The 15,891-nt window shown below is 75.0% G+C and carries 12 protein-coding genes and 1 pseudogene; 6 read left to right on the forward strand and 7 right to left on the reverse strand.

Features of this window, described 5'->3' with window-relative positions; genetic code table 11:
• Positions 1 to 8 precede the first annotated feature (8 nt).
• From FHS39_RS08390 to FHS39_RS08410, 5 genes are all read right to left on the reverse strand, one after another.
• The gene (locus tag FHS39_RS08390; protein WP_425507754.1) at positions 9 to 869 is read right to left on the reverse strand and encodes an ECF transporter S component; all 861 of its coding nucleotides are present in this window, start codon (positions 867 to 869) and stop codon (positions 9 to 11) included.
• Positions 866 to 2,473 carry an ABC transporter ATP-binding protein gene (locus tag FHS39_RS08395; RefSeq protein WP_184347871.1) on the reverse strand — a complete coding sequence of 536 codons (1,608 nt, stop codon included), beginning with the start codon at positions 2,471 to 2,473 and terminating at the stop codon, positions 866 to 868. Before FHS39_RS08395 ends, FHS39_RS08390 begins: the two co-directional genes overlap by 4 nt.
• Positions 2,470 to 3,651 carry an energy-coupling factor transporter transmembrane component T gene (locus FHS39_RS08400; RefSeq protein ID WP_246469990.1) on the reverse strand — a complete coding sequence of 394 codons (1,182 nt, stop codon included), beginning with the start codon at positions 3,649 to 3,651 and terminating at the stop codon, positions 2,470 to 2,472. Before FHS39_RS08400 ends, FHS39_RS08395 begins: the two co-directional genes overlap by 4 nt.
• A 5-nt stretch (positions 3,652 to 3,656) precedes the next feature.
• The gene (locus FHS39_RS08405; protein WP_246469991.1) at positions 3,657 to 4,373 is read right to left on the reverse strand and encodes an SCO2322 family protein; all 717 of its coding nucleotides are present in this window, start codon (positions 4,371 to 4,373) and stop codon (positions 3,657 to 3,659) included.
• Positions 4,374 to 4,501: 128 nt separating this feature from the next.
• Complete coding sequence (locus tag FHS39_RS08410; RefSeq protein ID WP_184347876.1) at positions 4,502 to 5,776, reverse strand: SCO2321 family membrane protein; 1,275 nt, start codon at positions 5,774 to 5,776, stop codon at positions 4,502 to 4,504.
• 291 nt (positions 5,777 to 6,067) lie between these two features.
• On the opposite strand from FHS39_RS08410, the gene FHS39_RS08415 reads away from it, so the two are divergent.
• The 6 genes from FHS39_RS08415 (at position 6,068) to FHS39_RS25810 (ending at position 14,504) form a co-directional block, all read left to right on the forward strand.
• On the forward strand, positions 6,068 to 7,585 hold the full coding sequence (locus FHS39_RS08415; protein ID WP_184347878.1) for an aldehyde dehydrogenase: 1,518 nt from the start codon (positions 6,068 to 6,070) through the stop codon (positions 7,583 to 7,585).
• The gene (locus FHS39_RS08420; protein WP_184347880.1) at positions 7,582 to 7,821 is read left to right on the forward strand and encodes a ferredoxin; all 240 of its coding nucleotides are present in this window, start codon (positions 7,582 to 7,584) and stop codon (positions 7,819 to 7,821) included. The genes FHS39_RS08415 and FHS39_RS08420 overlap by 4 nt, the downstream gene beginning before the upstream one ends.
• Positions 7,822 to 7,954: 133 nt before the next feature.
• A complete protein-coding gene (lanKC, locus tag FHS39_RS08425; protein ID WP_184347882.1) occupies positions 7,955 to 10,564 on the forward strand; it encodes a class III lanthionine synthetase LanKC in 2,610 nt (869 codons plus the stop codon).
• An 88-nt stretch (positions 10,565 to 10,652) separates the two neighbouring features.
• Entirely contained in the window at positions 10,653 to 10,772 is a 120-nt protein-coding gene (locus tag FHS39_RS08430) for a SapB/AmfS family lanthipeptide (RefSeq protein WP_184347890.1), read from the forward strand.
• A gap of 127 nt (positions 10,773 to 10,899) precedes the next feature.
• The gene (locus tag FHS39_RS08435) at positions 10,900 to 12,588 is read left to right on the forward strand and encodes an ABC transporter ATP-binding protein (protein WP_184347892.1); all 1,689 of its coding nucleotides are present in this window, start codon (positions 10,900 to 10,902) and stop codon (positions 12,586 to 12,588) included.
• Entirely contained in the window at positions 12,585 to 14,504 is a 1,920-nt protein-coding gene (locus FHS39_RS25810) for an ATP-binding cassette domain-containing protein (protein ID WP_343069442.1), read from the forward strand. Before FHS39_RS08435 ends, FHS39_RS25810 begins: the two co-directional genes overlap by 4 nt.
• Here FHS39_RS25810 and FHS39_RS08445 read toward each other — a convergent pair.
• Positions 14,430 to 15,014: pseudogene (locus FHS39_RS08445) on the reverse strand (LuxR C-terminal-related transcriptional regulator); the annotation flags it as partial. The gene FHS39_RS25810 and the pseudogene FHS39_RS08445 overlap by 75 nt on opposite strands.
• 117 nt (positions 15,015 to 15,131) lie before the next feature.
• Positions 15,132 to 15,764: a TetR family transcriptional regulator gene (locus FHS39_RS08450; RefSeq protein ID WP_184347896.1), complete on the reverse strand. Its 633-nt coding sequence runs from the start codon at positions 15,762 to 15,764 to the stop codon at positions 15,132 to 15,134.
• Positions 15,765 to 15,891 lie beyond the last annotated feature (127 nt).

Consider the following 15,891-nt stretch of genomic DNA (forward strand, 5'->3'; position numbering starts at 1 on the left):
AAGGCGGCTCAGCCCGCCTCCTCGAACCCGACCGGCGCGTTGAAGGCCGCCCGGCGGGTGGCGCGGCGGAGGGCCTTGAGCAGGGTGGGGCCCAGCGCGAGGGTGGCCGTGACGGTGACGACGGCGCGGGGGAGGTCCCAGCCCAGGGACGTGGCCAGGCAGTACGCGGTGAAGCGGGCCAGGTTCGCGGGCAGCGGGTCGCCGGGGACGAAGGAGATGCCCGAGGCGAGCGAGGAGATGTAGGGCCAGCCCTGGAGGTTCATGACGGTGCCGTAGAGGAGGGAGGCCACCGCCCCGTACCCCGCGAGCATCAGGATCTCGCGGCGGCCGCGTAGGCGGTCGGGGCCCGGCAGCAGGCCGGCTCCCATGGCCACCCAGCCCATCGCCAGCATCTGGAACGGCATCCAGGGGCCGACCCCGCCGGTCAGCAGGGCCGAGGCGAACATCGACACCGAGCCCAGCACGAAGCCGAATCCGGGTCCGAGGACGCGGCCGGAGAGCACCATCAGGAAGAACATCGGCTCGATGCCCGCCGTCCCGGCCCCGAGCGGCCGCAGGGCGGCGCCGGCCGCGGCGAGGACGCCGAGCATGGCGACGGCCTTGGCGTCCAGACCGGTGTCGGCGATCGTCGCCATGACGACCGCGAGGAGCAGCGGCAGGAGGGCCGCGAACAGCCAGGGGGCGTCCTTGGAGTGGGCGAGCCCGGAAGTGGAGCCGGCGAGGAGGGGCCAGCCGAAGGCGGCGATGCCGGCCAGCGAGACGAGCACGAGCGCGGCAATCGACCGCGGGCCCAGCCGGATGGCCCGGGCCTGACGGTCGGGGTTCACCCGCCGGGACGGCACGTCGTCCGACCGCAAGCGAGCCTTCACCGAGTACCCCCCAGCGCCTCGCGCACCTGCGGCACCGTCAGCCACGGGAGCGGTGCCAGCACCTTTGCCACCTGCGGTGCGAAGGCCGGGGAGGAGACGACCACTTCCGCCGTCGGGCCGTCCGCGACGACCTCGCCGTCGGCGATGACGATCACCCGGTGCGCCAGCTCCGCCGCCAGTTCGACGTCGTGCGTGGCCAGGACGATCGCATGCCCGTCGGCCGCAAGGCCGCGCAGGATCTCGGTGAGGCGGGACTTGGCCGCGTAGTCGAGGCCGCGCGTCGGCTCGTCCAGCAGGATCAGCGGCGGTCGTGCCGTCAGGACGACGGCCAGCGCGAGCGCCAGGCGCTGGCCCTCGGACAGGTCGCGCGGGTGCGTCGCGTCGCCGACGTCCGGCAGCAGTCCGGCGACCAGCGCCCGGCATGTGCCGGGCGGCGCGCCCGCGTCGCCGTCGGCCGCCTCGCACTCGGCCGCGACCGTGTCCGCGTACAGCAGGTCGCGCGGGTCCTGCGGCACCAGCCCGACGTGCCGCAGCAGCTTCGACGGCGGCGTGGACTTGGGATCCACGCCGCCGAGGCGCACCGAGCCGGCCGAGGGCGCGTGCATGCCCACCAGGGTGCGCAGCAGCGTCGATTTGCCCGCTCCGTTGCGGCCCATGAGGGCGACCGTCTCCCCGGCCCGCACCGACAGCGTCACGTCGTCCAGCGCCGGCACCCGGCCGTGCCGGACGGTGAGGCCGCGGACCACCGCGGCCTGATCGCCGGCCGCCGCCGGCAGCGGGTCCGGGGCCAGCGGCCCCAGCCGCTCCCGCAGCGGTGCCGCCTTGCGCCGGGCGTCCCGTACGGACAGCGGGAGCGGCGACCAGCCCGCGAGCCGGCCCAGCGCGACGACGGGCGGATGGACGGGGGAGACCGCCATGATCTCGGCGGGTTCGCCGACGACGGGGGCGGCGCCGGGGCCGGGCAGCAGGATGACCTGGTCCGCGTACTGCACGACCCGCTCCAGGCGGTGTTCGGCCATCAGCACCGTGGTCCCCAGGTCGTGGACCAGGCGCTGGAGCACCGCCAGCACTTCCTCGGCGGCGGCCGGGTCCAGGGCGGACGTCGGCTCGTCCAGGACGAGCACCTTGGGATGGGTGGTCAGCACCGAGCCGATCGCGACGCGTTGCTGCTGCCCGCCGGAGAGGGTGGCAATCGGCCGGTCGCGCAGGCCGGCGAGGCCGAGCAGGTCCAGGGTCTCCTCCACGCGGCGCCGCATCGTCTCCGGCGGGAGGCCGAGGGACTCCATGCCGTAGGCGAGCTCGTCCTCGACGGTGTCCGTGACGAAATGGGCCCGGGGGTCCTGGCCCACCGTCCCGACGACATCGGCGAGTTCGCGGGGCTTGTGGGTGCGGGTGTCGCGGCCCGCGACGGTGACGCGGCCGTGCAGGGTGCCGCCGGTGAAGTGGGGCACGAGGCCGCTGACGGTGCCGAGGAGGGTCGACTTGCCGACGCCCGAGGGGCCTACGAGGAGGCAGAGTTCGCCTTCCGGCACGGTGAGGTCGACGTCGGTCAGGGTGGGGGCGCCGCCGTCGTAGGAGACCGATACATGCTCGAAGCGGATCATTTCGGGGCCTCCTTGTGCGGGAATTCATCGTGCGGGATTTCGTCGTGGGGTGCGGGCCGGCTGCCGGGTAGTGCCCTTCCTGCCGGGGGAGCCTCCGGCCTCGCGGCGCGATGGCCCGCAACGGCCGCGGGCAGCAGCCCCAGCAGGATCGACGCCGCGGGCCACACGGGCAGCATCGGTGTCGTCAGCGGGACCGCCGGGGGGTGCAGCGCCGCGGGCGCGTAGTCGTTCGCCCAGATCGTCAGGGCCGCCACCGCCGCGCCCGAGGCGGAGACCAGCCACTCCCTCGGGCCCCAGCGGTCGGGGCGGTAGCGGGTGCGGACCGAGCGGCGGCCGCCCAGCCAAAGGCCCGCGAGTGCGGCGGCCAGGCCGGCCAGCAGCAGGGGCAGTCCGTACCCCGCCCCCACGTCGGCCAGCAGTCCGTACGTACCCGCGCAGACGCCCAGCAGCCCACCCAGGGTCAGGGCGCTCGTCGTGTGCCGGACCGCGCGGGGGACGTCGGCGGTGCGGCCGTAGCCGCGGGCGTCCATCGCCGCCGCCAGCGCCACCGAGCGCTCCAACGCCCCCTCCAGCACCGGCAACCCCACCTGCAGCAGCGCTCGCAGACCGCGGTCCGGGCGGCCGCGCAGGCGGCGGGCGGCGCGCAGCCGCTGGACGTCCTCGACCAGGTTCGGCGCGAACGTCATCGCCACGACGACCGCCACCCCTGCCTCGTACAGCGCGCCCGGCAGCGACTTGAGCAGCCGCGCCGGGTTGGCGAGGGCGTTCGCGGCGCCCACGCACACCAGCAGCGAGGCCAGTTTCAGGCCGTCGTACAGCGCGAAGACCAGCCCTTCCGCGGTCACCCGCCCCCCGATCCGTACCCCCTGGGCCCAGTGGGGCAGGGGTATCTCCGGGAGGGTGAGGACCGTGTGCGTCCCCGGGATCGGCGAGCCCAGCACCACCGCGAAGACCAGCCGGATGCCGATCACGGCGAGGCCGAGCTTGAGGAACGCCCCGTACGAGCGTGCCCACGGCGCGTCCGTGCGGCACACCGCGACGACGTATCCGGCGACGCCGACGAGCAGGCCCAGCAGCAGCGGATTCGTGGTGCGCGAGGCCGCGGTCGCAAGTCCCAGCGCCCACAGCCACCACGCACCCGCGTGCAGCGCGTCCTCGCGCCTGCCTGCCCGGCTCATCGGCCTCATCCGCGACGGCGGCGGCGCGCCTGCCACCAGGCGGCCCCGCCGAGAGCGAGCACGGCCGCGACGCCGAAGAGCGGCCCGACGTCACCTGCGCCGTCGCCCTCGGATGCGGATGCGGATGAGGGCGCGGTTCCGGGTGTGGCGGACGTGTCGGAAGGGGCGTCGGTCTTCTCCCCGCAGCCCGTCCTCGGGTAGCCCTCGATGGCGCACAGCAGGGCGTTGGAGTCGTAGCGCAGCGGCTTGGCGACCGCCGCGAGCGCCTCGGCGGCGCTGGCGTCCCCGGGCACTTGAGCGCACGCGGTCCGGGCCGCCGGCGGGTGCTCGCCGCCGGAGGCGTCCCCGGCGGTGCCGAAGTCGATGACGACGGCCACGCGCTTGGTGCCCTCCTCGGCGGGCGTACGGTCGCACACGGCGGCGAAGTCCTCCGCCGGCCGCGGCTTGGCGGCGTGCGCGGAGTCCTCGCTCACCGCGAAGCGGAAGCCGACCGAATCGCCGTCGCCGGGCCGGGCCGTGGCCGGTCCCTGCGTGGCGTACGCCCACTCCTGCGCCGACTTCGCCGAGGCGGGCCGCTGCCAGAACGACCAGTAGCGGTAGCCCTGGGCCTCGGCCGGCCCGGCGGCGAGCACGGCGAGCAGCACGGCCGGCACCAGGGCGTGTCCGATGGGCCGGCACAGGCCCCGCGACGCCTGGCACGGCACCTCGCCGCGTTGTCGCATGACCCGAGTACGCCCAGTACGCGGGTCATGCTCCGCCTTGCGATGCACCGCGCCAGACGCCGCGGGACCCGCACCGACCCACCGGACACGCCCTGGGTCGCAGGCCGTGCGCAGGCGACCGGCGAGCGTCACGGCTTGTTCTTCTTGTTGCGGCCGCTGATCAGGAAGCCGATGCCCGCGCCGAAGGCGAGGCCGATGCCGATGATCCACCAGGCGCTGAAGCCGCCGCCGCTGTCCTTCTTGTCCCTGGTGCCCTCAGCGCTGTTCTGCGCGGACGGCGCGGCCTCCGCCTTCGGGCCGGTCGCGGCCAGCAGGCCGACGACGTCGGCGCCGCCGAAGTCGCGCGGGTTCGCGCCCATGGCGTGCGCGGCGAGGACCAGCTTGGCCAGGCGGCCGGGGTTGCCCTTGGCCCAGTCGACGGCCTTGTTGTCCTTGGCCTCCAGCCACTTCAGCGGCTTGTCGGCGGCGTCGCCGTGGCCGCCCGCGGCGAGGGCGAGGACGGCGTCGGCGGTGGTGCCGAAGTCGGGGCCCTCGGGGGCGCCGGGCATGGCCGAGGTGAAGTGGCCGTCGGAGGCGAGCTTCTGCGAGAGATACGCGGCCACGGCCTCGGCGGCGGCCGGTGCGTCCTGCGGCTTCGCCTTCTCGTCGTCGCCGCACTCCAGCGGCTTGACCGGCTTCTCCTGCCCCTTCATCGCGGGCGCGGCCTGGAAGCCCTTGCCGAGCACGGCCAGCGCGGCGGCCGCCGAGGCCAGGTCGTTGGGGGCGAGCTCGCCCTTCTCCGGCGTGTAGGCGAAGGCGCCGCGCTCGGCGTCCTTCTTGTCGCAGCCGAGCTGGAGGGCGAGCAGCGCGTCGTACGGGCTCTTGCCGCCCTTCGCGGCCGCCTTCGCCGGGTCCTGGCCCGCGGCGGCGAACGCGCCGACCGCGATGGAGGTGGAGTTGGCGTCGCTGGGGGCGCCCGGGGTCATGCCCCAGCCGCCGTCCTCGTTCTGGTGCGCCTTGAGCCACTCCAGGCCCTTGCCCGCTGCCTGGCCGCGCCCGCCGGCCGCGGCCAGGCCCTGCACGGCGGCGGCCGTCGCGTCGGTGTACTCGCCCGCCTTCTCGTCGCACGGCTTGCCCGTGTCCGCCCGGAAGGCGGCGAATCCGCCGTCGGCGCACTGCTGTCCGGCCAGCCAGTCGACGGACTGCTTCGCCGGGGAGACGCCCGCCGCGCGCTGGGCCATGAAGGCCAGCGACTGCCGGAAGACACCGTCGAACTTCGGGTCGGCCGTGCCGTAGAGGCCCGGGGCCGCCGGGGAGGGGGTGCCGTCGGCGAAGGCGGCCGGTGCCGCGGCCGCGCTCAGGACGGCGGCGGTGGCCAGGGCCGCGGCGCCGCGGCGCGTGTGGACGGCGAAGGAGGGGGCCATGGGGTGGTGCCTCTCGGTGTTCTCGGGCGTTCTCGGGCGGGCTCTGGCTGGGTCGGGCGTGCTCGGTGTTCTCGGCGGCGCCGTGTTCCCGGCCGGTCGGGCGTGACCGGTGGTCTCGCCGGATGCCGGTTTGGTGGCGGCTGACCACTTTATCCGGCGCCCCGGCGGCCTCCGGTACTGCCAGGTCCGGGCGGCCGGACACGTCCTGCGGCCATTGCCCGCCCCCACCACAGCTGCTATCAGTTCTGATGGAACGTCAGTTCTGCTGCCGACGGCGGGAGGCGACCGGAGATGGGCACGACGGCCGAGTACGGACAGCTCTTCATCGGCGGTGCATGGCTGGAACCCGCCACCGCCGACACCATCGAGGTGGTCTCGCCGCACACCGAAGAGGTCATCGGCCGCGTCCCGCACGCCGCGCGCGCCGACGTGGACCGGGCGGTGGCGGCCGCCCGCGAGGCCTTCGACCGCGGCGTCTGGGCCGGGCGCCCCCTCGGGGAGCGGATCGAGGTCGTCACCCGCATCAAGGACGCCCTCGCCGCCCGGCACGAGGAGCTCGCCCGGACCATCTCCGCACAGAACGGCTCCCCCTACTCCTGGAGCGTCCTCGCGCAGGCCCTCGGCGCCGTGCTGGTGTGGGACTGCGCGATCACCGTCGCCCGCGACTTCCCGTACGAGGAGCGGCGCGCCGGGGTGCTCGGGCCGCTGCTCGTACGGCGGGAGCCGGTCGGCGTCGTGGCGGCCGTCGTGCCGTGGAACGTGCCGCAGTTCGTGGCGGCCGCCAAGCTCGCGCCCGCCCTGCTCGCGGGCTGCTCGGTGGTGCTCAAGCCCGCGCCCGAGACGCCGCTCGACTCCTACGTGCTGGCCGGGATCGCAGCGGAAGCAGGACTTCCGGAAGGGGTGCTGTCGATCCTGCCCGCGGGCCGGGAGACCGGCGAGTACCTGGTCGGACACCCCGGCGTCGACAAGGTCTCCTTCACCGGCTCCGTCACGGCGGGCAAGCGCGTGATGGAGGTCGCCGCCCGCCACCTCGCCCGCGTCACCCTGGAGCTCGGCGGCAAGTCCGCCGCCATCGTGCTGCCCGACGCCGACCTGGACGCAGCCGTCGCCGGGATCGTCCCCAGCGCCTGGATGAACAACGGACAGGCCTGCGTGGCCCAGTCCCGCGTCCTCGTGCCCCGCTCCCGCTACGCCGAGGCCGCCGAGCGCCTCGCCGCGGCCGCGGCCGAACTGGCCGTCGGCGACCCGCTCGACCCGGCCACCCAGGTCGGCCCGCTCGTGGCCCGGCGGCAGCGCGACCGCTCGCTCGCCTATATCGACCTCGGACTGCGCGAAGGCGCCGAGATCCTGACGGGCGGCGGCCGCCCCGAGAAGCTCGCCAAGGGCTGGTACGTCGAGCCCACCCTCTTCGGCGGCGTCACCAACGACATGCGCATCGCCCGCGAGGAGATCTTCGGCCCCGTCGTCTGCCTGCTGCCCTACGAGGACGAGGAGGAGGCCGTACGGATCGCCGACGACTCCGACTACGGGCTCTCCGGCAGCGTCTGGACGAGCGATGTCGAGCGCGGCATCGACGTCGCGCGCCGGGTGCGCACGGGCACGTACTCGGTGAACACCTTCGGACTCGACATGCTCGGGCCGTTCGGCGGCTACAAGAACTCCGGCGTGGGGCGGGAGTTCGGGCCCGAGGGGTTCGCCGAATACCTGGAGCAGAAGATGATCCACCTGCCCGCCGGCTACGGGACCGCCCCCACGCAATCCGCGCCTGACGTGCCTGAAGCGCCCGCCGTGCCCGAGGAGCGCTCATGACCGGCGGCGGGCGCTGGCGGGTGACCGTGGACCGGCGCGTGTGCGTCGGCTCCGGGCAGTGTGCGGGCGCGGCGCCCAAGGCCTTCCGCCTCGGCCCCGCCCACAAGTCGCACCCCGTGGCGTCGGAGACCGACGCGAGCGAAGAGGTGCTGGCCGCCGCCGAGTGCTGCCCGGTCGAAGCCGTCGCCATCCGGCGCGCCGACACCGGAGAGGCGGTCTTCCCGCCCGAGGACTGACGGCTGCGAACGACCCTCGCCGGAAACGCCGTTTGTTACTCATGCGTTCCGCACGGTTACTTCATGACACATGCGACTGGTCCGCCCCTCGGCCCCGTGGAAATCTCATCTCGTCGCAGCCGAGGGGGGTCCGATGGACAAGCGGTACGAGGTCTATTGCCTGGCAGACAGGCACTTCTACGAGATCCCGGACCGGCTGACCGCCCGCGCCGGCGGCACGGCCGGCGGGGAAGCAGCCCTGTTCGAGACGGCCCGGCGCCCGGTCCCCGAGGGCTGGGAATCCGCCCGCAACGGCGACTGGCTCCACCTCGCGCCCGTCGGCGAGGACGGCCGGCCCGGCGCCGGAGCGCCGCTCCAGGGCTGGAAGATCCACGCCTCCGCCACCGCGGACGGCGCGGAGCGCACCGCCGCCGCGGTCTGGGACTACTGCGTCGCCCGGCGCATCCCGTTCAAGTTCGTCCCCGCACCGCACCTGCTCCACCTGCGGAACAACAAGTACGCCACCCGCGACACCAGCGGAAAGTTCGTCACCGTCTACCCGGCGGACGAGGAGCAGCTGCACGAGGTCCTCACCGGACTCCACGAGATCGTCGGCGGCAGCCCCGGCCCCTACATCCTCACCGACCTGCGCTGGCACGAGGGCCCGCTCTACGTCCGCTACGGCGCCTTCGCCCGCCGCTACTGCGTGGACGCCCGCGGCACGCTCGTCCCCGCCATCGAGGACGAGTCCGGCACGCTCGTGCCCGACCTGCGCAACCCCACCTTCCAGACGCCCGCGTGGGTCAAGCTCCCGGCCTTCCTCGAATCCCACCTCGCCGCCCGCAACGCCACCACCGTCGGCGACCTGCCCTACCGCATCGAGAAGGCCCTGCACTTCTCCAACGGCGGCGGTGTCTACCGCGGCACCGACACCCGCGACGGCAGCACCGTCGTCCTCAAGGAAGCCCGGCCGCACGCCGGTCTCGCTGCCGACGGTGCCGACGCCATCGCCCGGCTGGAGCGCGAGAAGACCGCGCTGGAGCAGCTGTCGGGGCTCGGCGTCGCCCCGGGCGTCCGCGACTGGTTCACCCTCGGCGACCACCGCTTCCTCGTCATGGACTTCATCGAGGGCCGCCCCCTCAACTCCTTCTTCGGCGAACGCCATCCGCTGCTCACCACCGACCCCGACCCTGCGGCGGTCGCCGACTACACCGCCTGGGCGCTGCGCATCCACCGCGCCGTCGAGGAGGCGGTCGCGGCCGTGCACGCCAGGGGAGTGGTCTTCAACGACCTGCACATGTTCAACATCATGGTCGCGCCGGACGAGGAGTCCGTCGCCCTCATCGACTTCGAGGCCGCGGCCCCCGTCACCGAGGGCGGCCGCCAGATCGTCGCCCACCCGGGCTTCTTCGCCCCGCCGGACCGCACCGGCACCGACGTCGACCGCTATGCGCTGGCCTGCCTGCGCATCGCCCTGTTCCTGCCGGTGACCACGCTGTTCGTCATCGACCGCGGCAAGGCCGCCGACCTCGCCGACATCGTCGCCGAACACTTCCCCGTGCCGAGGGGGTTCCTCGACGAGGCCGTCGCCGAGATCACCCGCGACATCCGCCCGCGACAGGCGCCCGCCCGGCCCGCCCGCCCCGAGCGGCTGCCGTCGACCGCCGACTGGCCCGCCGCCCACGACTCCATGGTCCGCGCCATTCTCGCCTCCGCCACGCCCGGCCGCGACGACCGGCTCTTCCCCGGCGACATCGCGCAGTTCTCCGAAGGCGGCGGCCTCGGCCTCGCGCACGGCGCCGCCGGAGTGCTCTACGCCCTCGCCGAAGTGGGCGCCGAGCGCTACGAAGAAGGCGAGAAGTGGCTGCTCGACCACGCCGACCCGGCGCCGCCCGGCACCCCGCTCGGCCTCTACGACGGCCTCGCCGGAGTCGCCTTCGCCCTCGACCGCCTCGGGCACACCCAGCGCGCCCTCGACCTCACCGGCACCGTCCTCGCCGAGAAGTGGCAGCAGCTCACCTCCGACCTGCGCAGCGGACTGGCGGGCCTCGGCCTCGTCCTCGACCACCTCGCCCGCACCACCGGCGAGCCGCACTTCCACGAACGGGCCGTCGAAGCCGCCCAGTTGCTCGCCGACCGGCTCACCGCCGAGCTCGCCGACCCGGAAGGCCCCGGGCGCCGCCGCGCCGGACTGATGCGCGGCGCGACCGGACCCGCCCTGTTCTTCCTGCGGCTCTACGAGCGCACGGGCGCCCCCGCCCTGCTCGACCTCGCCGGCACGGCCCTGCGCGCCGACCTCGACCGCTGCACGACCACGGCGAGGGGCTCCCTCGAAGTGGACGAGGGCTGGCGCACCATGCCCTACCTCGGCGACGGCAGCGTGGGCATCGGCGCCGTCCTCGACGACTACCTCGCCCACCGCCCGGACGAGGAGGACGAGCTCGCCCCGGCCCGCGACGCCATTCTCACCGCCGCCCGCTCCCGCTTCTACGCCCAGCCCGGCCTGATGCAGGGCCGCGCCGGAATGATCTGGCACCTCAGCCGCACCACCGCCCCCGGCGCCACCCCCGAACGCCTCGCCGCCCAAGTCGCGGCCCTGGGCTGGTACGGGATGCCCTACGAGGGCGGGCTGGCCTTCCCCGGCCACCAGATGATGCGGCTGTCGATGGACCTCACCACCGGAACGGCCGGCTGCCTGCTGGCGCTCGGCGCCGCCCAGGGCGGCGACCGCCCGGCCCGGCTGCCGTTCCTGCCGCCCCTGTAGGGGCCCCAAGGCCGGCTCCACCACGCTGTGGAGCCGTGGCAAAACCGCACCACCACGTCCCCATCCGTCCCCACGAAAGGAAAAGATCATGGCGCTTCTCGACCTGCAGAACATGGAGTCCGAGGAACTGGCCCACGGCGGAGGCGGCGCGAGCACGGTCAGCCTGCTGTCCTGCGTCAGCGATGCCAGCGTGCTGATCTGTCTGTGACCCAGCCGTGTCCGGGCCGCCCTCGGCGCCCGTGACACCAGCGGGAAACCGCTCCGGGCGGGCCCTCCCTCGCGGGAGGGCCCGCTCGCCCGACGGTACGGAACGCAAGGGAGGGGATCCGCCGCCCATGGCCCGCACGGCAGGCGACCGGCTCGTGGCCGACGCGGTCCGCCGCACCGCAGCCCGTACCGCCGCCCTCGCCCTGACCGCCACGGCGAGCACCGCCGCCGCCCTGCTGCTGCCCGCGGTCCTCGGGCACACCCTGGACCTGCTGCTCGCCCGCCGCGGCGAGGCACCCCGGTGGGTCTGGCTGTGCGCCGCCCTCATCCTCCTGCCCGCGGTGCTGGACGCCACGGACGACCTGCTCACCGGCACCACCACCGCCCGCGCCACCGCCGGGCTGCGGCACCGCTGTCTGCGCCACGTCCTGGCCGTCGGGCCGCGCCTGACCGGGCACTTCGCCCCCGGCGACCTCGTCACCCGGCTCGTCGGCAACGCCGCCGCGGTGGGCACCGCCCCCGCATCGCTCGCCCGCACCGTCGCCTCCGTGGCCGGGCCGGTGGGCGGCATCGTCGGCCTCGGCCTCATCGACCCCTGGCTCGCCGTCACCTTCCTCGCCGGAGCCCCCGTACTCGCCCTGCTGCTGCGGGCCTTCGCCCGCGCCTCCGCCGACAGCCTCACCGCCTACCAGCGGCTCCAGGGCGACCTCGCGGGCCGCCTCGTCGAGGCCCTGGGCGGCCTGCGGACCATCGCCGCGGCAGGCACCGCCGACCGCGAGCGCGAGCGCATCCTGCGGCCGCTGCCCGGCCTCTCCCAGTACGGCCACCGCATGTGGCAGGTCCAGGGCCGCTCCACCGCACAAGCCGCCACCGTCGTCCCGCTGCTGCAGATCGCCGTCCTCGCCGTGGCCGGACTGGGCCTCGCGCACGGCCGGCTGAGCGTCGGCGACCTGCTGGCCGCCTCGCGCTACGCCGTGCTGGCGGCCGGCATCGGCATGCTCGTGGGCCAGCTCAACGCCCTCGTCCACAGCCGCACCGCGGCCGCCCGCCTCGCCGAACCGCTCGCCCACGCCCCCACCGCCCACGGCACCCGGCGCCTGCCCGAAGGCGGCGACGGCACCCTGCGGCTGCGCGGCGTGCGCGCCGAGCGCGGCGGCAGACACGTGCTGCGCGGAGTGGACCTCGACGTGCCCGGCGGCACCACCCTCGCCGTCGTCGGCCGCTCCGGCACCGGCAAGTCGGTGCTCGCCGCGATCGCCGGCCGCCTGGCCGACCCCGACGGCGGCACCGTCACGCTCGATGGGGTGCCCCTGGACGGGCTCGCCCACGAGGAGCTGCGCCGCGAGGTCGGCTACGCCTTCGAACGGCCCGCACTGCTGGGCGGCACGATCGGCGGCACCATCGGCTTCGGCGCTTCCCTGCCGGCTCCCGAGGCCGTCACCGCCGCCGCGCGCGCCGCCTGCGCGGACGACTTCATACGCCGCCTGCCCGACGGCTACGTCACCCCCTGCGCCGACGCGCCCCTGTCCGGCGGCGAGCTCCAACGCCTCGGCCTGGCCCGCGCCTTCGCCCACGCGGGCCGGCTGCTCGTCCTCGACGACGCCACCTCCAGCCTCGACTCCGTCACCGAACTCAAGGTGAGCCGCGCCCTGGTGCACGACGTCACCGCGGGCACCCGCCTGATCGTCGCCCACCGTGTGACGACGGCGGCCCGCGCCGACCGCGTGGCCTGGCTGGACGGCGGGCGGATCCGTGCCACCGGCACTCACGAGGAGCTGTGGCAACGCGCCGACTACCGGGCGGTGTTCGAGGGATGACGCGCGGCAGGCACGCCGGCCCCCACCCCGCGCGTACGGGCCGCGGGCACCGGCCCCGCCCGGTCGTACGGCGGCGGCACGGCGTCCCGGCACCGACGCCCGGCACGCCCTACCGCGAAGCCCTGCGCTTCCTCTCCCGGCGCCGGGGCGTGCTGCTGCGCCTGGCCCTGTGGTCGGCGGTGGAGGCCGCGCACACCTTCGCCACCGGATACGCGCTGGCCAAGGCGCTGGACTCCGGCTTCCTCGCGGGCCGGGTGGCCACCGGGCTGGCCTGGCTGGGCCTCGCGGCCGCCGCCGTGGCCGCGGGCGCCTACGGCACGGGGCGCACCTACCGGGGCGTGGCCGCGCTCGTGGAGCCGCTGCGGGACGCACTCGTGCGGCGCGTGGTCCTGCGGGCGCTGCGGGACGGCGACGGCGCGGCGGTGTCCCGGCTGACGCATCAGGTGGAGATCGCCCGGGACACCTTCGCGGGCCTGGTGATGGTCTCGCGGTCCTTCGTCTTCACGGCCGCGGGCGCGCTGGTGGGGCTCTTCCTCCTCGCGCCGGTCCTGCTGGTGGTCGTGGTGCCGCCGCTCCTGCTGGGGCTGGGGCTGTTCGTGGTGACGCTGCGGCCGCTGGCCCGCCGCCAAGAGGCGTTCCTCGCGGCCGACGAGGCCGTGGCACAGTCCCTCGGCGACCTCTGCGCGGGCCTGCGCGACATCGCCGCGAGCGGCGCCGAGCAGCGGGCGGGCGCCGAGGCGGGCGCGCTCGTCGACGCCGAGCGCCGGACGGCCGACGCCCTGGCCCGCTGGTCCGTGGCGCGGGCCGCGGCCCTGGCCGTGGCGGGCCGCTTCCCCGTGGTGCCGCTGCTGGCGGCCGCGCCGTGGCTGCTGGACCACGGGGTCACGCCGGGCGCCTTCGTGGGGGCCCTGGCGTATCTCACGCAGTCGCTGCTGCCCGCGCTGCAGAATCTTGTGCACGGGCTGGGCACGAGCGGCTCCCGGCTGATGGTGGTGATCCGCCGCCTGACCGCGCAGCCCCCGGACCGGCCCGAGCTGCCGTGCGTCCCGCCTGCCGCGCCCGCGCGCTTCGCCGTGGAGCTGCGCGGCGTCACCTTCGGGTACGGCGAGCACGCCGAGCCCGTGGTGCGCGGGCTCGATCTGGCCCTGCCCGCCGGGGCGTTCCTCGCCGTGGTGGGGCCGAGCGGGGTGGGGAAGTCGACGCTGGCCTCGTTGATGGCGGGGCTGCTGGAGCCGTGGGCGGGCGAGGTGCGGGTGGCCGGGACGGCGGCGCGCACACGAGGGGCGGCCGCGCGGCGCGTGCTGATCCCCCAGGAGGCGTACGTCTTCTCCGGCACCCTCCGGGAGAACGTGTGCTACCTGCGCGAGGGCCCGGTCGGCGAGGGCGAGATCGCGGCCGCCGTCCACGCGCTGGACGCAGGTCCCCTGGTACGGCGGCTGGGCGGGCTGGAGGCGCCGGTGGCGCCCGGTGAGCTGTCGGCGGGGGAGCGGCAGCGGATCGCACTGGTCCGGGCGTACCTCTCACCCGCACCCGTGGTGTTGCTGGACGAGGCGGCCTGTCATCTCGACCCGGCCGCCGAGGCGCGCGCCGAGCGGGCCTTCGCGGCGCGGCCCGGCGGCACCCTCGTGGTCATCGCTCACCGCGCGGGCTCGGCGCGCCGCGCGGATCGCGTGCTGGTCATGGACGGGCCCCGGACGGACGCGGGGACGCACCGGGAGCTGCTGGGCCGGTCGGCGCTCTACCGGGACCTGGTGGGCTCACAGCCATCCCGCTCCGCGCGAGATCCGGATGGCGTCGACCCGGTTGCGGGCCCCGGTCTTGCGGGTGATCGCGGCCATGTAATTGCGCACCGTCCCGTTCGACAGGTGCAGACTGCGGGCGATCTCGCCGATGGAGGCGCCTTCGGCGGCGAGTGAGAGCACGCTCAGTTCTCTTCGGGTCAGCGGCATCTCGGCGGCCTGAAGGAAGCCGAAGCCGAGGGACTCGTCGATGTAGCGCTCTCCTTTCGCCACATGCCTTATGCCCTCCACAAGACGATCAGGTGAAGCGTTTTTGCTCAAGTACCCCAAGGCTCCCACCTCGTAGGCCCGGCGCAGGGGCCCCGGTCGTCCGGCGGTCGCCAGTGCCAACAGTGCGCTCGCTTCGTCCCCCTCGTCCCCACGGTTGCCCAACTCCCCGATGCCGCCTGCGCCGCCCGCCTCGGGGCTGTCCATGTCCACCACGCACACGTCGGGCCGCACGGCCCGGGAGGTGGCGAGCGCGCCGTGCCAGGACGCCGAGGACACCTCGAGGTCCGGCTCCCTGCCGATGAGTGCCGCCAGTGCCGTGCGCAGCAGGTAGGTGTCGTGTATCAGAAGAACTCGGGTCACGTTCCGCCTCTCCCCGTTCGGTCGGGCCAACCACCTCGGGCACGTCGGTAAATTCATACCGTCGCGAGTAACTGTCCCGGGTGCGGATACCCGGTCCGCGGGGGGCGTAAGGGCGTAGGAATCCGGCCGTGTCCGCCCCGCCGGCGAGGACCGTGCGCCCTGCCGGGGCGGCGGTCAGGCGCGGGCGGGCTCGGCGGGCGTGCCGATGAGCCCGCAGACCGTCTCGATGTCGATCTTCACTTGGGCGATGGAGGCCCGCCCCGACAGCCAGGTGATCAGGGCGGAGTGCCAGGTGTGCTCGATGACGCGCACGGCCGACAGCTGCTCGGGGGAGGGGCGGCCCGTGAGGCCCATCGCGTCCAGGACGATGGCGGTGGTGAGCCGGGAGACGGTGTCGACCTCGGCGCTCACCGAGCGGTCGGCGAAGGTGAGGGCGCGCACCATGGCGTCGGCCAGGTGGGGTTCGCGCTGCATCGCGCGGAAGGCGCGCATCAGGGTCTGGGCGACGCGCGCGGCCGGGTCCTGGTCGGTGGGCGGGCGCTTGCGCAGCGTCTCGTGCAGGTGCTCCAGCTGGTCCTGCATGGTGGCCACGAGCAGGTGGACCTTGGAGGGGAAGTAGCGGTAGAGCGTGCCGAGGGCCACGCTGGACAGCTCGGCGACCTCCCGCATCTGCACGGCGTCGAAGCCGCCGCGGCTCGCCAGCTGGGTGGTGGCCTGCAGGATCCGGCGCCGCCGGGCCTCCTGACGCTCCGTCAGGGGCGTGGCCGGCGCGAGAGAGGCAAGAGGCGACCTGGGTTCCGTAGCCATATGTCCCATTCCGTGGCGAGCTGTCCAGCGGTGTCTGTGCGGGCGGATGGCACAGCATGGCAGGGGCCGGGCCGTGGCGCGAATCACCTGCCGCGGCCCTTTCGGTTCCCTGACGTGCCGGTAGATT

It is taken from the genome of Streptomyces olivoverticillatus (assembly GCF_014203555.1).
GTDB classification, from domain to species: Bacteria; Actinomycetota; Actinomycetes; order Streptomycetales; family Streptomycetaceae; genus Streptomyces; species Streptomyces olivoverticillatus.